13 protein-coding genes and 2 pseudogenes are annotated in these 20,740 nt (G+C 68.0%); 10 read left to right on the top strand and 5 right to left on the bottom strand.

Translation table 11 applies throughout. The features are described from left to right. Nucleotides 1–44: 44 nt before the first annotated feature. Together HNR00_RS15960 and HNR00_RS25575 are read left to right on the top strand one after the other, a co-directional pair. Nucleotides 45–359, top strand: coding sequence for a hypothetical protein (locus tag HNR00_RS15960; RefSeq protein WP_183571053.1), 315 nt, complete (start codon nt 45–47; stop codon nt 357–359). A 37-nt stretch (nt 360–396) separates the two neighbouring features. Further along, nucleotides 397–732, top strand: coding sequence for a cupin domain-containing protein (locus HNR00_RS25575; protein WP_376770389.1), 336 nt, complete (start codon nt 397–399; stop codon nt 730–732). A 286-nt stretch (nt 733–1,018) separates the two neighbouring features. Here HNR00_RS25575 and HNR00_RS15970 read toward each other — a convergent pair whose 3' ends face one another. From HNR00_RS15970 to HNR00_RS15980, 3 genes and pseudogenes are all read right to left on the bottom strand, one after another. After that, the gene (locus HNR00_RS15970) at nt 1,019–2,401 is read right to left on the bottom strand and encodes an FAD-binding protein (protein ID WP_183571056.1); all 1,383 of its coding nucleotides are present in this window, start codon (nt 2,399–2,401) and stop codon (nt 1,019–1,021) included. Between the two features lie 8 nt (nt 2,402–2,409). Then, nucleotides 2,410–3,225 carry a hypothetical protein gene (locus HNR00_RS15975; protein WP_183571058.1) on the bottom strand — a complete coding sequence of 272 codons (816 nt, stop codon included), beginning with the start codon at nt 3,223–3,225 and terminating at the stop codon, nt 2,410–2,412. Between the two features lie 139 nt (nt 3,226–3,364). Continuing rightward, nucleotides 3,365–3,499, bottom strand: a pseudogene (locus tag HNR00_RS15980) ((R)-mandelonitrile lyase); the annotation flags it as partial. Nucleotides 3,500–3,905: 406 nt separating this feature from the next. Between HNR00_RS15980 and HNR00_RS15985 the strand changes: the two are divergent. The 8 genes and pseudogenes from HNR00_RS15985 (at nt 3,906) to HNR00_RS16020 (ending at nt 19,498) form a co-directional block, all read left to right on the top strand. Next, the gene (locus tag HNR00_RS15985) at nt 3,906–7,178 is read left to right on the top strand and encodes a TerB N-terminal domain-containing protein (protein ID WP_183571060.1); all 3,273 of its coding nucleotides are present in this window, start codon (nt 3,906–3,908) and stop codon (nt 7,176–7,178) included. Then, nucleotides 7,175–8,524, top strand: a complete 1,350-nt coding sequence (locus HNR00_RS15990) for an ATP-binding protein (protein WP_183571062.1) — start codon at nt 7,175–7,177, stop codon at nt 8,522–8,524. The genes HNR00_RS15985 and HNR00_RS15990 overlap by 4 nt, the downstream gene beginning before the upstream one ends. A 137-nt stretch (nt 8,525–8,661) precedes the next feature. Next, on the top strand, nt 8,662–10,836 hold the full coding sequence (locus tag HNR00_RS15995) for a DEAD/DEAH box helicase (protein ID WP_376770390.1): 2,175 nt from the start codon (nt 8,662–8,664) through the stop codon (nt 10,834–10,836). Nucleotides 10,837–11,340: 504 nt separating this feature from the next. Next, nucleotides 11,341–12,570 carry a hypothetical protein gene (locus HNR00_RS16000; protein ID WP_183571066.1) on the top strand — a complete coding sequence of 410 codons (1,230 nt, stop codon included), beginning with the start codon at nt 11,341–11,343 and terminating at the stop codon, nt 12,568–12,570. A 157-nt stretch (nt 12,571–12,727) separates the two neighbouring features. Next, nucleotides 12,728–15,385, top strand: coding sequence for a PD-(D/E)XK nuclease family protein (locus HNR00_RS16005; protein WP_183571068.1), 2,658 nt, complete (start codon nt 12,728–12,730; stop codon nt 15,383–15,385). After that, a complete protein-coding gene (locus HNR00_RS16010) occupies nt 15,385–18,735 on the top strand; it encodes a UvrD-helicase domain-containing protein (protein WP_183571070.1) in 3,351 nt (1,116 codons plus the stop codon). Before HNR00_RS16005 ends, HNR00_RS16010 begins: the two co-directional genes overlap by 1 nt. A gap of 31 nt (nt 18,736–18,766) precedes the next feature. After that, nucleotides 18,767–19,060, top strand: a pseudogene (locus HNR00_RS16015) (DUF411 domain-containing protein); the annotation flags it as partial. 282 nt (nt 19,061–19,342) lie between these two features. Further along, on the top strand, nt 19,343–19,498 hold the full coding sequence (locus HNR00_RS16020) for a hypothetical protein (RefSeq protein ID WP_183571074.1): 156 nt from the start codon (nt 19,343–19,345) through the stop codon (nt 19,496–19,498). Nucleotides 19,499–19,568: 70 nt separating this feature from the next. Here the strand turns inward: HNR00_RS16020 and HNR00_RS16025 are convergent, their stop codons facing one another. Beyond that, nucleotides 19,569–20,228 carry a hypothetical protein gene (locus HNR00_RS16025; RefSeq protein ID WP_183571076.1) on the bottom strand — a complete coding sequence of 220 codons (660 nt, stop codon included), beginning with the start codon at nt 20,226–20,228 and terminating at the stop codon, nt 19,569–19,571. 191 nt (nt 20,229–20,419) lie between these two features. Next, nucleotides 20,420–20,548 (bottom strand): hypothetical protein, encoded by a 129-nt coding sequence (locus HNR00_RS25825; RefSeq protein ID WP_281383323.1) that lies wholly within the window; start codon nt 20,546–20,548, stop codon nt 20,420–20,422. Nucleotides 20,549–20,740 lie beyond the last annotated feature (192 nt).

Consider the following 20,740-nt stretch of genomic DNA (forward strand, 5'->3'; position numbering starts at 1 on the left):
CACCGACGGCCCCACAGATCGCGAGCGCCGAGGTCCTGCGGTGGGTGACGCTCGCGACAGCCTTCCTGCTCGCGATCAGCCTCGGCGTCACGGTCTTCGCGAACGCCCGATTCAACAGGCTCGCGGACGAGGCCCGGGCGGAGTGGCGCATGAAGCTCTACGCGTTCATCTCGAACACCGAGTGGGTGAGGCTGGTCGAGCGACCGATCCGTCGCGGTCGCGCCGTCTATCGCCTGGCCCTGCCGGTGGTCGCGACCCTTTACGTCGCGGCAGCCGTCTACCTCGTGGCGGTGGCGGAACCGGGATGGGTGTCCGCGGCCCGGGACGCGTGGGCGACGGCCGGTCCGGCGAGACCCTAGCCGTTCGTGACCGCGGCGGCTCCCGGGACCCGACGTCATGTCGCTCCGGAGCCAATCCTCGAACCGACCATTTCCGCCAAGCCCGCGCCGGACTGGCGTCCGCGACCTTCGAGCCTGGCCGCGCACGGCCTGGCACACCCACCCAGCCGGCCAGACGCTGGTCGTCACCGCCGGCCTGGGCTGGGTTCAGGAACGCGGCGGGCAGAAGCGCGAGATCCGTCCCGGGGACGTGATCTGGATCCCGCCGGGCGTCGAGCACTGGCACGGCGCGACCACGACGAACGCCATGATCCACATCGCCATCCAGAAGGCGGTCGACGGCAAGGTCGTAAGCTGGCTCGAACGGGTCGAGTACGAGCACTATCGAGACTGACGGACCTTCACGACCGGCACCCTGCCGGGTTGACGTGCGCTCTCGATGCTCGGCGTCGGGCGCCTTGATGACCATCGGTCGGCGCAGACGAAGTCGACCTCACGTCGTTGGGGCCGGCGAAGGATAGGATCCCCGGAGCAGCCTATCCGATGCGTTCACGATGACTACCCGCTCGTTCCGGCATGTCGTCGTGAGCTGAGTTCAGCAGTCGCGGCGTATGAGGCTTCGGCGTCCCGGTCGCGGATCGCGCATTCGGTCCCGGGGAAGCCTCGATCGACCGCCGGCGCTAGGGTTGGACGCGATAGGGCAGGATCTGCCTGACGCGAAGGGCTTCGCCGGGGAAGAAGCGTTTCGGACCCACGAGGCCATGCCGCAGGATGATGACGTCGTAGGTGTGCCGGGTGACGACACCCGCGGCATCCCGGATCCACACGTCGTGGGCCTTGCCGTGGCAATCCCCGGGAATCCCGCCGCAGACGTGACCGTGGCCTACGACGCGCACGACGCGGGTTTCGGGCTTGCGGATACGTCCGCCCGCCACGTCGAGGAGAAGGAGCCCGAGGAAACGGTTCAGCGGGTAACACTGCGAGAACCACGGGTTGCCGTGTCCCACGTGGACTATCGGCTCCGGGTCGACCAGCATGAGCCGGACGGCACGGAGGACCGATGGCCAGGCCGCGGAACCCTTGAGGTGGGCGATGGCCCTGAGATGCGCGTCCTCCAGGCCCCTGAACACGGCGGCGTCGTGCTGCTCGGTCAGGTTCCACGACAGGGCGCGCCGGGCGATGTCCTCGGCCTCGCGGATCTCCTCCGTCACCGCCGCGAGCACGCCAGGATGCCCCCGCATGGCATCTAGGACGAGCGCGAAGGCCTGGGCCGCGCTCCTCCGCGTCAAGATCCGGATCAGGTCCTGCAGGGCACCGTCCCCACCACCCGAGATCAGGATGTTCGGCGGCGAGGCCAATCCGCAATTCCGATCCTGGAACTCGTCCTTCTCCCAGAAATCGAAGCCGCGATAATTGGTTCGGTAGGGCGCCGAGAGACCCTCACAGCTCTCCTGTCCCCAGCCGATGCAACTGATGACAGCACCGAATTTCTCGGGCGCCTGGACGGCCGTGTTCACGCACGATACCTCCACGAGGTCCGACGGCGTGGCGGACGGTGCGAGGACGTTCGAACTGAGCCGGACCGTCGTCCGGTAACGGATGTCGAGCCGTTTGCCGAGGGCGCGGCGCCAGGCCCGAAGCCGGATGTCCCAGTCGAGGGCGATCTCGTTGGCCTTCTTCGCCGTCCAGGGCAACGGCATGGCCTCGCCACCCCAGGGGAAACGCGCCTCGGGCCAGTGGGAGGCTGGCCAGTCATATAGCGTCGGCTCGACGTCCCTGGACGTGCACCGGCTCAGGCGGAAGCCAGGCGGTTCCTTGTCCGCCACGACGGTCCTGACGTCGAGGCTCGCCGCGCGGATGGCCGCCGTCAGCCCGGTGGAACCGGCTCCGATCACGAGCAGGTCGGGACCGCCCTTGCCGATGCGACCGTTCTCGATCAGGCGGTCCACGACGAGGCGCGCCCTGACCATCTGGTCACGGATGCTCGCGGGCGCGAACTCTCCGCCGATCTCGAACAGGTTGTCGCTGACGGCGTGCGCCGACAGCACCGGGTCCTTAGGCATCGGGGCGCTTAGGCGACCCTTGCCGTCTCGAACACCCTATGCCGCCATTCCTCGACGTCCGCCTCATCCAGGTCCGGGTTCCTGCCCGAGTATTGGCCATCGACCCGGTCGCAAAGCCTCATCTCGTCGGCCGTGATGCCGGGAAGGAGATGGTCGACGCCCGAGGGTTGGGCGATCAAGCCCCTGCAGGTGCCGACCCGTCCGGCCGCATCCTGCGCCCAGAACGTTTCCGGCACCGCGACGACATGAGCGTCCTGGTCGCAGATGAGGTCGATCTCCTCGGCTTTCGGCTTCGATATGGCCAGGACCACGGTGACGTCGTCGATGCCCTTCGTTGCGAGGAGTTCCCTCAGCCTGGCGACCTTGCGCGATGCGCCTTCAACCTTGGCCAGCGCCCCGACATAGGTCGGGCTCCGGTGCTCGATGACGGCGATGTCGTTCCAGACCGGGAGGAACCCGAACTCCTGTCCGAGGGCCGCCCACCCTGCATCCACACCGGATGGAACGGCATGGGCCACCGTAGGGGCCCTGGCAGCTCGGGGATCGAACCTGTTCTCCCTCCGAATCAGCATCGAAGCCGCGTCGGAACCGCCGGCATGGCGGACATTCCTCCAGAACTCCCGCTTAGCAGCCTTCTTGCCCTTCGGATTCCCGGATACGTGAGGTCCCAGGGCCCTAAACCGCGGGACGATGACGGGCTGCGATTTCTGTGGCTGCTTCGTCGAACTGGTCAGGTCGGCGTGCAGAGACGCAAGCCCGCTCGCACCGGCGCCGGCGCGGCGCGCAGCTTCGACAGGTTCGGCCAAGTCCCTGGTCTCGCTCATACCGTTAGTCCGACGCGAGGTTGGCCCCACGTCCCTTCTTGTCACGGGAAGAGAATAGGGCTTGTCAGCGTCGAGCGGTAGAGCCTTCCCAGCCTGCGCACCGGACTATCGGGCTACTCACTCGCGTGGTTCGAAGGGCTCATTCACCCCGGTACTGCGCGTCGGTGACGTGCTCCAGCCAGTCGACGACCTTGCCGTCGACCGCCTCCGACAGGGCGATGTGGCTCTTCCCGGCGGTGGGGAGGGCCCCGTGCCAGTGCTTCACCCTGGGCGGGATGTCCGGCAGGCTCAAGGCTACGAACGGGCTGAAGCCGATCAAGGGCGAGATGGAGTGGGTCTGACGAACTGGTGCCTGCCATCTGTGCAGGCTGGATGCCGGCCTGCTCAGGCTATCGGGCCGCGGGCCGGCAAACGGCAGGCAGGCATGACTGGATGGACGAGGCATCGGTCGACCGACGGTCGCCGGCGTGAACCCTCGAAAGGCGTCCCTTCACATGAGCCCAGGAGTGAGGAGGTAGTGAGTCTCACAGGTTGCAGATGAGGCCTTGGTTTGACCCAGCAACTTAGAATACAGTCGGTTGGAAGGGCGCAGGACCGGGGATCTGACGGCTGCGAGTGGGGGCGCGACCTACGTGGCCAAGGCTATGCGAACCGCGCCGCGGTGGCTGCTCCTCTGCGGAATGACTGCCCTCGCGGGGAGCGGTTCCATCCCGTCGCCGGCTTCGGCACAGCAAGGTGGGCCAGTTGCGCCTGCGCGCGCCGTACAGGCCGACCTTCACGCACTCGGCTTCGATCCCGGCGTCATCGACGGTCGATGGGGTCGCCAGTCGCTTCAAGCCCTTCTCCGCTTTCAGCGAACGGAAGGCCTGCCTCCAAGCGGACGCGCCGACCCCGTGACCGTAGCCCGCTTGCGAGAGCGGAGGCAGGCCGTTGTTGCCCCGCCGGGTGGGATCGAGACGGCCACCCCTTCCGTATCGGCACCCACTTGGCCGACCTCTAGCGCACCCCCGCCACCGGCCCTTCCGGTTCCTGTGGCGGCAACAGCCGACGATACGGCCCAGGGAGGGATCCAGTCCCCCACCACTCCCGGGGGCACCGCCGCAACTTCGGACCCGGCGCCGCAAGCGCCGCCCGTCACCGACTCTCCCCCCGAGCCGGCCGCCAATGCCGCGCCCGACCTTCCGAAAGTATTCGCGGACGCCAGCGAGGCCGAGGGGGAAGCGTCGGCCCATTCCGGTCCAGGCTGGTCGAATGCGATGCCGCGTTGGGCGCTTGGACTCCTGGCTGGCGGCCTCCTGGCGTTCTGGGGCATGCGTCGGCGTTCCCAGGCTGCGTCGGGAGAGGGCGGTGCCTCCGGGAACGACACCGACAAGACTTCGGAGCGGCCAAGCGGCGTTCAAGGCGGGCAGGTCCCGTCACCCGCGACCGTTCCGGGGCAACCCGACAAAACGGTCCACCAGCCACCGGCAAGCGCACCGCACGTTCCGGCAGCCCAGCCTGTCGGCCCATCCCCCGTCGTCCCGCCCAGCGTCCCGCCTGTAGCGTCCGTTCAAGTTGACAGTGCACCCCCCGCCACCTCGCCGAGTACCACGCCCGAGCCCCGGGCGACATTCGGCACGAGGGGCTTGCCTCCTCAGTTTTCGGCGAGCGCGGAAGCGCCGCCCCCGCGTTCCGCGGGCCGCCCGGACCGCGAGCCGGCGACGCCAAAGCCGCCGGCGAAACCGTCGCCACACAGGGCTGCCGGTGACAAAGCATGGGTTCCCGCGGGCGCTAGGGCGACGGTCGCCGGCTTCGCGATCCCCGGCTTGGTCTACGTCGGCCGGATCCTGGCGCCCGCCGAAGGCTACGGCCGCAACGACAACTGCCTCGTCGATCCCGGCCTGACCGTCTCCAAGAGCAACGCCGATGCCGTCGGCCAGCACATGGACTACTGGCCAGCCTACGAGAGCATGCGACCGTCCTCGCGACGCGCGTTCCTCGAATGGCTGTCAGGCGACCGCTCCGGACCCGACACGTACATCGGCTACGTCTTCGTCTACCTTTACGGCTTGGAGCGGCGCGCAGTGCTGGAGCGGTCGGTCGAGGACCGCCCTGCCATCCGTGCCGAGGTGGAGCGCCTGCTCGCCGTGTATGGCCACCACGGCTCGTTCCGTCGCTACGCCGGCGACCTTCTCGCAGCCCTCGACATCCTCGACCTCGCGCCCGGGCAGGATCCACCGCCCGTCTTCTTCCCGAGCGGCGGGGACCTCCCACCCGCGATCCGCATCGGGATCGGGGCCCGGATCCAGGACGGGCGGCCGGTCGATGCGGATTGGCTGCTGGCATGGACGATGTCGCATCCCGAAACGCGGGTGCGGACCCCTGCACGTCGCGCCTTCGAGCATCTCAGGTCCGAGTTCGCCTCTGAGTTCAGTCGCAGAAACCCGTCCGGAGGCCTTACCCTGAAGGTCCGCAAGGGCGGAATCTCGCTCATCCGGTACCGCTCCGCGAGCGGAACCTTCAGCGCCGACCTGTGCCCGGCCGGCGCGGAGGGCTTGCCTGACTTGGCACGCTATCCAGAGGCGCTCGCCACCGGCCGCGAGTTGCTGGACCTGTGCACCGAGCGGTTAGACGCATATAGCCGGCACCTAGGGAGAGGGGGCGCCTCGGCCGGCGAGACCCTGCATGCCCTGGCGCTGCTGCCGCCGGGCCGGCGCGAGAGCGCATCGCGCGAGGCCGTAGGCGACGGCCTCGCCTGGCTGGCGGCACGCGCGGCCGCGGGCGCACCCGTGCCCTTCCAGGAAGTGTGCGCGCGGGTGGGTGGGCAGCCCCAGGAGAAGGCCACGCCGGCAAGGCTCCGCGACCTCGCGGACACGCTCTGCCGCTTCGGGCTGGGGCTCATCCCCGACCCGCGCTTCCCCGTGCGCGCGCCCTCCTCGTCGGCCCTGCTGCTCTTCCCTCTGGACGCCCCGAGCGAGTCGGTCGGCCCGCCGTCGGACATCTACAAGGCGGCGTTCCTGACCTTGTCGGTAGGCATGCTGGTCGCGAAGGCCGACGGTGAGGTCACCGACGATGAGCGCTCCACCTTGAACGAATTGGTGGCAACAACGCCTGGCCTCGCCCCTGACGAGCGACGCCGCCTGGCTGCTGACGCATCCTGGCTCGAAGCCCATCCCGCCGAGCTGCCGTCGCTGCGCTCCCGACTTTCCGAGCTCGATATCGGGCAAAGGCAATCCATCGGCGACGCACTCGTGCGCGTTGCCTCCAGTGACGGCAGCCATCACCGGGCGGAAATCGCGCTCCTCGAAAAGGCGTTCAGGCAGATGGGCCTCGATCAAGACCGCCTCTACGCGGCGCTGCACCGGGCAGGTCCCGGCCCCGATGCGGCGCGGGTCGCCGAGGCTCCCGACGACTTGGTGCGCGTCGCGCTCGGAACGTACAGTGAGAGAACCTACGCCATCCCCGGTGCCCTGGCGCCCATCGCCGCGCCCCACCCCTCGGCGGCGGCCGCGCGACAGGCGGCAGTCACGGACACGTCGAGCGTCCAGGGCGGACGCACGGTAGCCGCCGAGGCGGCGGACCAGGTCGATGCCGAGCGCCTGGCGGCGATCAGAGCCGAGACGTTCGCGATCAGCGCTGTCCTCGCCGGCGTCTTCGATACCGAGCCGGAGGCGGCGAACGCCGGATCTACCGGGGCCGCACGAGCCGAGGAGGACGCAGCGGAGGCTGGCGGCCCCTTCGCCGGCCTCGACCCCCGCCACGCCCGCCTCCTGCGCGAGCTGATCGCGCGACCGGCCTGGCCACGGGCCGAGTTCGACCGCCTCGCGCGCGAGTTCGGCCTGATGCCGGGCGCCGCCATGGAAGACCTGAACGCGTGGGCCTACGACTGCTTCGACGACGTCCTCGTCGAGGAGGGCGATCCCGTCCACGTCAACCTGCACCTGCTCCCCGAGACCCTGTCGGAAGCCGCATGACCGCCCCCGGGACCAAGTCCGCGCCCCCCATCAAGCCCCGAGACCGGGACACCGTCATCAACGCCTTGCGGGCCGGCGTCGTCCCCCGCCTCGGCCTCCAGCACATCCAGGTCGGCCGGCGCCGGGAGATCGAAGCGCTCATCGCCGACGTCACGCGGGTGGCCGACGGGGGCGCCGCGATGCGTTTCGTCGTCGGGGAATATGGGGCTGGCAAGACCTTCTTCCTGTTCCTGGTGCGGCAGCTTGCGCTCGCCAAGAACCTCGTCGTCCTGCAGGCCGACCTAGCCCCGGACCGGCGCCTCCATGCGACCGGTGGACAGGCTCGCCTGCTCTACGCCGAACTCGTGCGCAACCTCGCGACCCGGACCGCGCCGGACGGGGGGGCGCTGCGCAACGTCCTGGAGCGCTTCGTCGCCCAGGCCATCGAGCATGCGGGCCGGGAAGGCCGCGGCACCGAGGCCTGGATACACGCAAGGCTCGTCGACCTGCAGGAACAGGTTGGGGGGTACGATTTCGCGACCGTGGTGGCGGCCTACGCGGCCGCCCACGAGGACGGCGACGAAACGCGGCAGGCGAACGCCCTTCGCTGGCTGCGCGGCGAGTACACGACGAAGACGGAAGCGCGGCAGGACCTCGGCGTGCGCAGCATCATTGATGATGCCAACGTCTACGACAGCCTGAAGCTGCTCGCCCGCTTCGTCCGCATGGCGGGCTACGGCGGGCTGTTCGTGTGCCTCGACGAGCTCGTGAACCTCTACAAGCTCCAGAGCGCCCAGGCCCGTAACCAGAATTACGAGCAGATCCTGCGCATTCTCAACGACGTCTTGCAGGGCACCGTCGAGGGCCTGGGGTTCGTGCTCGGGGGCACGCCCGAGTTCATGCTCGACACAAGGCGGGGGCTCTACTCGTATGAGGCGCTCCAGTCCCGCCTTGCCGGGAACAGCTTCGCCACCGATGGGCTCGTCGATCTCTCGGGGCCCGTGGTGAGGCTCCAGAACCTGACCCCCGAGGAGATGCTCGTCCTGCTGGAGCGGCTGCGGACCGTGTTCGCGGGCGGCGATCCGATGTGCCACCTCGTGCCGGACGAGGCGCTGCACGCGTTCCTCGACCACTGTCGGGCTCGGGTCGGCGACGCCTACTTCCGCACGCCCCGCAACACGGTGAAGGCCTTCGTCGATTTGCTCGCGGTCCTGGAGCAGAACCCCGGGACCGACTGGCGCGAGCGGCTCGGCGTCGTGATCGTGTCGGAGGACCGCGGCGGCGTCGACGAGTTGACGGTCGCGGCCGGCCCGGACGACGGCGAGCCCGTCCATCGCGACGACGAACTCGCGCGCCTTCAGTTGTGACCGGCCCCGCCGCCGCCCCGGTCCCGGTCCCTTCCGAGGACCGCGCCTCGCGGGCCTTCGAACAGCTCGCCGAGCCGGTCCGCCGTTGGATCTGGCAGCAGGGCTGGTCGGAGCTGCGGGACGTCCAGGAGCAGGCCGTGCCCGCCATCCTCGCTGGCGGCGACGTGATTCTCGCCGCGCGCACGGCCGCCGGCAAGACGGAGGCCGCGTTCTTGCCCCTCCTGTCACGGGTGCTGCCGACCCTGGACGGCGGTCGGCCCGGCTTCTCCGTGCTCTACGTCAGCCCACTCAAGGCTCTCATCAACGACCAGTTCCGACGCCTGGAAAGCCTGCTCGAAGCCTGCGACCTGCCGCTGCACCGTTGGCACGGCGATGTGTCCGCGGACGCCAAGCGCAAGGCCAGGGAGCGTCCGCAGGGCGTAGTGCTCATCACGCCCGAGTCCCTGGAGGCCACGCTCGTTCGCCGCGGGGGGGACGCGCCCCGTCTGTTCGGCGCCCTGGCCGCCATCATCATCGACGAGCTCCACGCCTTCGTCGGGACCGAGCGCGGGCGCCAACTCCAGTCTGTGTTGTCGCGCATCGAGGTCGGCGCGGGCCGCGACCGGATCGACCGGATCGGGCTCTCGGCGACGCTGGGCGACATGGCGCTCGCCCGCGAGGCGCTGCGTCCCGGCGAGCCCGACCGCGTCAGGCTGGTCGAGAGCGGGGAAGGCGGCTCCGACTTGCTTCTGCAGGTTCGCGGCTACGAATGCCCCCAGCGCAGGGAGCCGTCACGGGACACGCCAGCGCTCCCCGCCGGCCTCGGCGCCAGGGGCACCCTCCCTGTCCGCTCAGAGGACGGATCCCACCCGGCATCGGACGAGGTCGGACCTATCGCCGAACACCTCTTCGAGGTGCTGCGGGGCCGGCGCAACCTCCTGTTCGCCGGCTCGCGCCAGAACGTTGAGATCTACACCGACCGCCTCCGCTCGCTCTCGGAGGCGGCGCGCCTGCCTAACGAGTTCTTCCCCCATCACGGCAACCTGGCGCGGGCCGAGCGCGAGACGGTCGAGACGCGCCTGCGGGAGGACGGGCGGCCCACCACCGCAGTGGCGACCACCACGCTGGAGCTCGGCATCGACATCGGCGACGTCGAGAGCGTGGCCCAAATCGGGCCCGGCTGGTCGGTCTCGTCTCTCCGCCAACGCCTGGGACGCTCTGGCCGCCGCAAGGGGAAGCCGTCGATCCTCCGCATCTACGTGGCGGAGGACGCCTTCGCACCGACGCTCCACCCCGCTGACCGGCTCAGGCTCGACCTCGTTCAGGCGGTTGCCATGGTCGAGCTTCTCCTCGCCCGGTGGTGTGAGCCGCCGCGGGTGCAGGGGCTTCACCTCTCCACCCTGATCCATCAGGTTCTCGCGTTGATCGCCCAGACCGGGGGCCTGCGCCCGGACACGGCTTGGCAGGTGCTGTGCCGGCGGGGCCCGTTCCGGAACGTCGGTCGCGAGCTGTTCGTCGAGGTGCTGCGCGCCATCGCCCGACCGGAAGGGGCCCTTGTCGAGATGTCCCCGGACGGCCTGCTGATGCTGGGCCGGGCCGGCGAGCGCCTTGCGGCGGGCTACGACTTCTACGCCGTGTTTCAGGTGGACGAGGAGTACCGGGTGGTCGTCGCAGGCGGTAAGACCCTGGGCACCGTGCCGCTCGACACGACTCTCGCACCGGGGCAGACCATCATCTTCAACGGCCGGAGATGGCGGATCGAGAGCATCGACGCGCGCGCCAAGGTGCTCCTGGTGAGCCCGACCGTGGCCGCGTTGCCGCCGCGGTTCGGTGGGGCCGGTGCCGCCATCCACGACGAGGTCGTAGCGGCGATGCGGAGGTGCCTAGCCGGCACGCACGTGCCGGCGTTCCTCGACCCCGGCGCGCGCGCGCTGCTCGAACAGGGCAGGCAGGCCTTCCGTGCGGACGACCTCGACAAACGCTCCATCCTGCAGATCAAGCGCGACTGCGTGATCTTCCCTTGGGTCGGGAGCCTCAAGCTTCAGACGCTAGCGCTGGCGCTGCTGGCGCGCAATTTCCAGGCATCCCCCCTGTGGCACACCGTCGAGGTACGGGACTGTTCCGCCGACGACTTGCGCACAGTCCTGTCCGAGATGGCCGCATCGCCGCCGCCCGATGGAGAGGCTCTGGCAGGAGTTGCCGCAAAGACAGCGCGGGAGAAGTACGACCGCTACCTTACGGACTCCTTGCTCGTGAAGGCCGCGACAGCGGAGCGGCTAGACGCAGCGTCGATACCGGCCGCCGCCCGCCGCATCCTTGAACCATGCACTTGATCAACATGTATTCTGCAAACTCAGTTCATCGACGCTTGCGTAGCATGGTGCTCATCACAATGTTCCACTTGACCTTGGCGCTCTGAAGCTAACCAGCGTCCTGATGAAACTGAGGCCTACGCTGGTGGTAGAATTTCGTTAAATAGTAATCCGCCTACCTCTTATCTGCACGCCGAAATGACGCGTGCAGCGAGATCAATTTGAGCTTGCGGTCGCACAGTGACCGCCATTGATGGATCAAATTTGTGACTACAACATAAAAAGTGCATATTTCTGAAATTCCAATCAGATACTGTAGACCATCTCGATCTCCGATGCGCCGCTAAATGCGTATATTTCATGTATGATGATCGCCAATGTTAACACTCCTGCACCGGTATACAGGCCGATATCATCGAACAACATGGGCGTCGCATAATTGCAACATTTGCCAAAAAGATTTTTAACATAATTGACGCCGATCGCATAGTTCCGCCAAATCAGCAGAATACTTGGAGTCGACCCGTGCTCTGTCTATCTCGACTAGTTGCAGGAATCGTTCTGGCATCTACGTTGACAGGCTGCATCGGCGTCGGTCCTGCTGGAATAAAAAACGATAGAGCCTTCTATCGGGAGGCTATAAAACAAACCAACCAAGAACAAATCTTGGAAAACATCATAGCAGCCCGTTTCTTCGAAGCGCCTACTTTCATAGGCGTGCCTGAGATAAACGCGACGCGGAGTCTGTCTGGTGGACCTTCGGGTGGGTCTTCAAATCTTGGCGCTTTGCTGCCGCTCGGCCAACTGACAGGTATGATCAGCGCATCAGACAACCCGGTTGCAAAATACGTTCCGCTATCTGGGCAAGAGTTAATACAACAACTTTCCAACCCTATCTCACTATCAAACGTTTATAGAATATATAATTCTGTTCCCGAAACAACTCCATTATTCGTTTTGTCCTTTGTGCGCTTAACTCCCGGCTTTACCGACTATAATAGGGCGATAAACCTTATATATTTGCTAGATCTCGCCGGAGCTATAACTGTCTCATCTCCCGATGACAGAGTTTTATCGCTTAATTTTATGGGTAAAGGAGCCCTGACAACTCCCAACTCGGAGATCAGCGGCGACCAGCCATTGCAGTGTAAAATCGATGGCATCAGCCACGGCGACATTAATTATTTGTGGAGCCAAGTCGAACAAATTTACTCGGTTTCAAATCGAAAAACTATCAATCTGAATTCTGCCGGCGCTACACAGAATGTGAAAGAATTGAAAGGACCTGTTGTTTTTACAAGGACTGGCCAAGGAGCTCTGCAGCAATCAGAAACACAGAATGTATACGTAGCATCTCCAGAGGAAATTTATCACATCATACATGAGAATAAATACTATTCCTGCGGTAACTCGGAGTTTTATTTCGCCGGACGATCCAAAACTCGTACCATACAGGATGAGTGGGCGGATTATTTCAATACAAGCCTCAATCGGGGCCTGTCATCCGCAGCCAAGGCCGATGTGCTGAGAGCTCTAGGAAGCGATAGAGCACTTATACTAATCGCCAAAAGTCAGATCAGACCCGCCAACTCTTTCGTAGAGACCTACAGAGACGGTTTCTGGTACTACATCCTGAATGAGGATAAAACTTCGAAGAAGAATTTTGCCCTCCTATCAACGATATTGACGATACAGGCCCCTCCAAGCCCCGTGACAGCGACTGTCACTGCGATCAACGTAGGGGGATCACGCTAGACGCGCTAGTTCGGGAAATCGCTTCAAGCAACTGGGCCAAGCGGCAGACTTTGCTTCTCAGCATCTGAGTTCTGCACGCAATGCACAGCTTACTAAGCTTGACCGCAAGTCGGCAATTTCGGAGAGTTTTCGCAACCTGAGATTGAGGATGTCTGGTATGGTGTCTCATCGAGCGGTCGTGGTTCAGGGCCGCTTGGCGACTGCGGACGCGCGCCTGGGCGCCGCGCGGCGCGGGGAGCATGGCGTCCGCGTACTATCCATCGACGCCCTGGTGGCACGCTTGGCAGGGGGCTTCGCGCGGCCGGTCGACGAGGAGACGCTCAAGTCGACCCTGAAAGCGGTGCTTCCCGAGACGGAACTCGGCGAGCTTAATCCCATCAAGGCGCTGCCGGGGATGATCGACGCGGCAGCGGAAACGCTGCGCAAGGCATGGTCCGCAGGCTTCAACCTGCAGGCCACTGCCAGCTGCGGCGACCGCGTCGCCTCCATTGCCCACCTAGAGCGGGCGGTGGTCGCAGCGCTGCCGCCGGGCATGCTGCGCCCCTGCGACCTGGCTGCGGCCGCCGCGGCGCGGATCGACCACGCACCAGCCATCCTCGGGCCCGTCGAATTCGTTGATCTCCCGGATTTGGCGCCGTGCTGGCGCCCCGTCGTCGTCGCGCTCGCCCAGCGCGTCGCGGTCACCTGGGCCTCGGGACCGCGGCCCGTACCCGACTGGATCGCGGCGACCGCCGTCCGGGTTGTTTCCAGCGAGTCGGCGGCCCCCGTCGTCGAGGTCTGCAGCGCCGCAACGCCCCGGCACGAGGTCTTAGAGGCGCTCCGCTGGGCCCGCGGGCTGATGGCGTCCGGCCGCGCGAAGCCGTCCGAGATCGCCATCGCCGCCTGCCGCACCGAGGAATACGACGACGTCGTGCTTGCGCTGCGGGCCGAGGCGCACCTTGACGTCCGGTTCGTCCACGGCGTCCCGTCCGCCTCCGTGCGCGAGGGACAGGCGGCGGCCGCGCTTGCGGATGTCCTGGTGAGGGGCCTCTCGCAGGACGGCATCCGACGCCTCGCCGCGCTCCTGCGCCAGGGTCCCGGTCCGTTCGGGGCGCTCCCGCCCGGATGGACAGGCATGCTCCCGCGCGAGGCGCCGCTGACCGACCTTGCGGCCTGGGAGCGCCTGCTCGCCGGCAGGGACGTCCTGACCCGCCCCGACGGGCCGACCGTCGCCAAGGACCTTCGCGCTATCCTGTCGCTCCTGGCACGGGGGACGTCGGCCGCCGCAGAGGCCGGCGAGACCCTCCTGCATGGACTGTCGCTGCGGATCTGGCGGAAGGCGCTCCTGGAAGGCTCGCCGGCGGTCGTCGACCTGACGCTGTCGCGCCAGCGCATCGACGACGACGCCGACGCCGGGACCTCGGTCGTATGGGCCCCGGCCTCGGCCCTAGCCTGCGCCCCCAGACGGTTCGTCCGTCTTCTCGGGCTGAGCTCGCGCGGCTGGCCGCAGGTGGTCTCCGAGGACCGGCTTCTATCGGACCACTTGGTGCCGTCCCGCATCCTCGATCCGGTGCCGCGCTCGGTTTCCGACCGCGGCGACTTCGCCGCCATCCTGTCGACCAGCTCCGAGGCGGTCGTTCTCTCGCGTCCACGCCGCGGCGCCGACGGCCGCCTGCTCGGGAAGAGCCCGCTCCTGCGCGGCTACCCCGACGGGACGCACCTCGGCCGGAACCGGGTCCCCGAGCACGCCGTCGGCGAGATCGACCGCCTGATGGCGAGGCCGGAGGAGTTCCGGGCGACAGCCCAGGCCACGGCCGCCGCGAGTTGCTGGAGGGCCTGGGCCGGCGCCGGGCTCACTGCCCACGACGGGCGGATACGCCCGAACCATCCCGTCGTGCTCTCGGTGCTCGGGCGCGTCCACTCAGCTCGGTCGCTGCGCAAGCTGCTGCGCGACCCGCTCGGGTTCGTCTGGCGGTACGGGCTCGGCCTGGAGACCGCGGACCCGAGCGAGGAGACCTTCACGCTCGACCACAGGGGGTTCGGCAGCCTCATGCATGAAGTCCTCGAAGCCACCGTCGGCGCCCTGGAGGCCGGGGGCGGCTTCGCGGCGGCATCAGCGGACCGCCGACGGGAGGCCCTGGCCGCTGCCGTGGCGTCGGTCGCAGCCACGTGGGAGCGCGAAAGGCCGGTCCCTCCGGCACTCGTCTGGCGGCGGACCCTGGACGAGGTGACCGGGATTTCGCTGGCCGCCCTGTCCCATCCGGATGCGGCCTACGCCGGGCAGACCACCTGGGTGGAGGTTCCGTTCGGCGGGCAGGCGCCGAGACGGGACGGGGCCGGGGTGCCGTGGGACCACGGCTTGCCGGTAGAGATCCCGGGCACGGAATTTCGCATCTCCGGCTTCATCGACCGGCTGGACCTGTCCGAGTGCCGCTCGGAGGCGCGCGTGCGTGACTACAAGACCGAGAAGCCGCGCAAGTCCACCGACGTGCTCGCCGGCGGACGCGAGCTGCAACGGTGCCTGTACGGTTACGCCGCCCGGGTCCTCCTGGGCCCGGTCGTCTCCGTCGACGCCTCACTTCACTACCCGAGGGAAGGCATCTGCCTGCCCCTCGAACAGCCTGACACGGCGCTCGGCGACCTCGCCCGCCATCTTGCGGCAGCCGGCAACAGCCTCAGGGCTGGCAACGCGCATCCCGGCCCCGACGCGGAGGATGCCTACAACGACCTGTCGTTCGCGCTCCCGGCCAACGCCGCCGAGCTCTACTGCCCGCGTAAGCGGGACGCTGTCAGGGCCGTGCTCGGCGAGGCCGCGGAGATCTGGGAGGCTGCCTGATGACCGCGCACGACAAGACCCTGGCCGACGCCGCCCAGCGGGCCCTCGCCATCGCCGCGCACGAGCGCTCGATGATCGTGGAGGCCGGGGCCGGTTCCGGCAAGACGGCGCTGATGTCGGGCCGGATCGCCCTGATGCTCGCCTCAGGCGTCGCGCCCGGGGCAATCGCGGCCGTCAGCTTCACCGAACTCGCCGCGAGCGAACTCCTTGAACGGGTCGGCGACGTCGTCGCCCGCTTGCTCGACGGCGAGGTCCCGAACGAGTTGAGGCTCGCGCTCCCGCACGGATTGTCGCCGCTCCAGGAGGTGAACCTGGCCGAGGCCGAGGCGCGGCTCGACGAGCTCGTCTGCACGACCATCCACGGCTTCTGCCAGCGCCTCGTGAAGCCTTACCCGGTTGAGGCGGACATCGACCCAGGGGCTCGGGTGGCCGACGAGGCGGAAGCCGACGGCATCTTCCGCGACCTCCTCGACGAGTGGTTGCGGGAATGTCTCTCGGGCGGTGGCAGCCTTGTCGCCGAGATGGTGCTGGCGGACCCAGTCGCGGCGAAGGACACGGTCGACCGGGTGGCCGAGTGCCTGCGCGAGGGACGCACGGTCGGGACGCGTCCCGCGGAACCCCTGCACCGCTCGACGGAGGTTTTCCTCGGACGGGTGTCCGCGCTCGCCGACTTCGTCCGAGCTTGCCCCGTCGCCGAGCCGGTGACCGCGTCGGCCCTGCTGGCGTTCCAGGCCATGGCCGAGCGCGTCCGCCACCTCAACGGCAACGACGACGCCACGGTCGTCTCCCTGCTGACGTCTGAGCCTGAGCTGACCCTGTGCACCAAGGACGGCGGGTTTGCGAGCTATCGTGGCGGGAAGGGCAAGTGGGCGGCCGCGGCCAAGGCCGTCGGGATTCCGAAGGTCGAGGCGGACCTGTTCCATGAGGCGGCCAAGGCCCTGCACGGCGCCTGTTGCGACACGTGGGAGAGCATGCGGGCGAACGCTGCCAGCGAGCTCCTTGTCAGGTTGGTCGCGCAGGTCCGCGTGGTCCTCCGCCGTTACCAGGACCGGAAGCGCGCGGGCGCCCTGCTCGACTTCGACGACCTGATCGCCTCGGCGGCCACGCTCCTGCGGGACCACGAGGAGGTGCGGCAGGCGCTCGGCAGGCGGTACCGCCACGTCCTTGTCGACGAGTTCCAGGACACAGACCCGCTGCAAGCGGAGATCCTCTGGCTCCTGTGCGGTGAGTTGCCCGCCGACGCGGCCGGCGCGGCCTGGACCGACCGCGTGCTGCGGCCCGGTGCGCTCTTCCTCGTCGGCGACCCGAAGCAGGCGATCTACCGCTTCCGGGGCGCGGACGTGTCGACCTACGTGCAGGCGCGCGACTGCATCCGCGCCAAGTCGCCGGAGGACGTGATCTCCGTCACGACGAACTTCCGGTCCTGCCGCTCGATCCTCGCCTTCGTGGACAACCGCTTCCGGGAGGTGCTGCAGGTTGAGGGGCAACCGGGCTACGTCGCCCTCGACCCGTTCCACGAGGACCACGACCGGGGTCCCTGCGTCGCCGCCCTCGACATCTCGGCGGCGGAGGGGGACGGGAAGCGCAGCGCCGACGGCCTTCGCGACGCCGAGGCGGAAGCCGTCGCGGACCTCTGCGCGCGCCTGATCGGCCAGCGTCTCGTGACCTGCAGCCGCAACGGGACCCGGGTCCTCCAGGCTGGCGACATCGCACTCCTGGCGCCGAGCGGCAGCGACCTGTGGCGCTACGAGGAAGCCCTGGAAGCCAGGGGCATCCCAGTGTCCACCCAGGCGGGGAAGGGGTTCTTCCGCAGGCAGGAGATCCAGGACCTGATCGCCCTGACCCGGGTCCTGGCCGAACCTCGCGACACCCTAGCCCTCGGGGCGCTCCTGCGCGGCCCGGCGGTGGGCCTCACCGACGAGGAACTACTCGACCTGGTCGACGGCCTGCCGCGCGACCCCGAGCGACCCGTTGCGCGGCAGAAGCTGCGGCTCGGCCTCGACGTCGCGCACGTCGCCCACCCGGTCGCACGGGAGGTCATCGGGCGCCTTCAGGTCCTGGCGAGGCGGGCGCTCGGCACGACGCCGCACGATATCCTAAGCCAGGCGGTGGACGCGATCCGGCTTCGGCCCGTCGTTCGACAACGGCACGACGGCCACGCCGAGCGCGCGCTGGCGAACATCGACCTGTTCCTAGAGATGTCACGCCCCTACGCCGTGCGCGGCCTGCGAGCCTTCGCCAGGGCGATGAAGGCGGCGTGGGACGGGCGAACCCGCACGGTCGAGGGGAGGCCCGACGCCCAGGAGGCGGCGGTCTCCCTGTTCACGATGCACGCGTCCAAGGGCCTTGAGTGGCCCGTGGTGATCCCGATTAACACTTCGACCAGGACGAAGGCCGTGAGCGGAGCCCTCGTCGACCGACCGGCGAACTGCCTGTACTGCCCGGTCTTCGGGGTCCGCCCGGCCAGGTACGAGGACGCCTTAGACCGCGAACGCCGCGAGGTCGGGAACGAACGGGTGCGGCTCTGGTACGTCGCGGCGACGCGGGCCCGCGAGACTTTCGTGCTGCCGCGCTTCACCGAGCCGTCCGACCGGACCTCCTGGGCGTCGGTGATCGCCCTCGGCCTCGACGCTGTCCCCGCCATCGAGCTGGAACGGCTTCCGCTCCGGCCGATGGCGGCCGTGACGGAGACACTCAACGAGCAGACGCGCGAGGTCTTCGCATCGGAGTCTGCGACGGTCGCGCGCCATCGGCGGCTGACGTGGATCGTGCCGAGCCGGGACGACGCCCAGGTGCCGGGCTTCGAAGACGCCGGCTCCGAGCCGCTGCACGTTTTGACCGAAGTGGTACCGGCGCCCCCGCAGGGCGGCCGGGAGCGAGGCACGGTCATCCACAAGCTCTTGGAGGAGATCCTCACCGGGGAGCTTGATGAGCGTGACGGGCTGGAGGCCCGCGCCCGTTTCCTCGCGGGGCACCTGGGTCCGTGCGGAGCGGACGACCGGCCTGCCGCGCTCGATTCCGCCGAGATTGCCGCCTGCGTCGCCAGGGCGCTCGCCCTCCCGCAGGTCGCGGATATCCGCGAACGCCTCCGCGCGGAGGTGCCGGTCTACGCTTACGAGGCCCTCGACGAGGAGGAGCGGGCGACCGCGGGCGTGGCCGATGCACTGGCCTGCGACGAGCGCGGACAGCCGGACGTGGTCGTTGACTGGAAGAGCGACGTCGCTCCAGGGAAGGATGCGCTCCTGGGCTATCGCGCGCAGGTCGCGCGCTACCTCGCCGCGACCGGCGCGCGTCTGGGCCTGATCGTGTTCGTGACCGACGGGACCGTCGTCTCCGTCACGCCGGCCTGAGGCAGGCGCCGCCCGCGGGAATCCTCGAGACACCGCGGGCCCGGTGAACCCCGTGAAGGTGCGCCTCGGCGTGCCGCGGGATCTCGCCTCCTGTCACACCGCGCAGGTCGACGGCTACGCGATCGAAGGGCACGTGCCGGCCGGCGCGATCAAGCGACTGCTCGCCGAGAAGCCCCAGGGCATCGGGCTGGTCGTGCCAGGCATGCCAGCGGGCTCGCCCGGCATGGAGGTCGACGGCATGGAGCCGGCCACCTACGACGTGGTCCTGTTCGGTCCTGAAGGGCGGAGCACCTTCGCACGGTACCGGGGCGCGAACCCGGCGTGATCCTCGTGGCGCGCCGGATCGGCCTCGGCGGAGCCCGCTCCCCTCGAAACGAGGCAGGAGACCGGACGAATGACTTGATGGCCGGATCAAAGGCCCATGCGGCAGCCGCCTTGCCGGCACGGCGAGACGATGCTCGACTGTAGCCGTGATGCGGATTCGGATGGCGATGGAGGCGAACGGGACCACCCGGTGGCGAGGCGGTAAGCCCGCGGGCGTGAGGCGTCCCTCATGCGGGCCCGACATGTCCCGCCCGCTCAACCGCCCAGGATGCCGCGGCGTCCGATGACCGTCTTCACCCCGCCGGTTCGCGTACCGTCGAGCCCAGTCCCGATCCTAGGTCTGGCGCGCGACAGGGGCTATCCGCTCGACGTCAGGCTCGCGCTGGCCGCGGTCGTGGCCGGCGTCCGCGCGCGCCGCGGTGACGTAGTCGAGCCGTGACGGGCGATCCGCTCTGAACCGGTACCGCATCAGACGCGCAGCACCGGTTCGTCGTGATGCGCCGTCCGGATCACTCGGGATCGTAATAGCCGGATCGGTCGACCGCTCCGCCGGTATCGAGTTCAGGATCGGCGAAGGCCGTCCGGCCGGCTACCCGGTCGAAGGTCATGGTCGTTGAGAAATCGATCCTGTCTCCGACGTAGGTGCTGTCCGGGTCGTTCTCGCCGTCGAAAGTGCCCATCACGGTGACGATCCACGCGTCAGGGGTCGACTGGTAGCCGTATTCGTCGAGGTTGATCTCGTCGAAGTAGGCGTTCGTGCCTGCCATCTCCCCTCCGAGGGCATCCTCGATCTGGGAAGCTTCCTTCTGGACGTACCCGTTGATGTCGTCGTCGAGCTGGCGCGCCTGCCAGACCTGACCCGTGAAATGGCCGTTCGCGACGAGAAAGGCGGACAGTTCGGTGGCGATGTCGTCGACGGACGGCAGGCTCGGCGGCAATCCGCGGAGAGCGGACAGACGCTGGTCCATGCCCTTGAGGTCGGGCACCAGGAACGCGGCCTGCTCCAGGTCGGTCAGTGGGTACTTGACCTCCTGGCTTAGCGCAGCCGCGCTGCCGTACCCGAAGAAGGCAGCGACGATCTCGTGTGCATGCCCGGACCCGAGCTTCTCGCCGGATCGGGCAAGATGTTGGGCGCGCAGGTGGTCCGCGCAGAGCTTGTTGAAGGACATGGCAACCCGTCAGCCCGGCGTCTGATTGGTGGTCACAAGCGCTTCATGATCACCATGCGCCGGCTGAGTGGTTGCCGTTCAGGTGTCGATGCGTAATCGAACGCGCCGCCTTTTGGGTCGCTTGCAGCCCAGGCCATCGGCTCCGGACGCCAACGTAGTGCTGGCGCCGTTCGGCTGCAAGCGCCTCATGGTCAGGGCTTGGCGGCGAACGTCCCGTCCTTCAGGTCGATCACGTACTCGCCCTTGATCGACCGGAAGGCGAGCTTCTCCGCCAGCATCGCGGCGTCCATCGGCTCGAAGTCGGCTGACTTGCGGACCACCGGCTCGGGCAGGGCGGCGAGGATCTCCGCCGCGGACAGCGCGTCCTTGCGCTAACTCTCGATCACCTGGGCCACGTAGCGCATCACCCCGTCCCAGTGACCTGACCGGCTGGCTTTGGACCGGGCTGATTGAGAGGATCAGCCAGGACCGAAGGAGTCGGACATGCGGCGAGGTCAGAAAACGAGTGCGGA

This window comes from Methylorubrum rhodinum, assembly GCF_014199935.1.
GTDB classification, from domain to species: domain Bacteria; phylum Pseudomonadota; class Alphaproteobacteria; order Rhizobiales; family Beijerinckiaceae; genus Methylobacterium; species Methylobacterium rhodinum.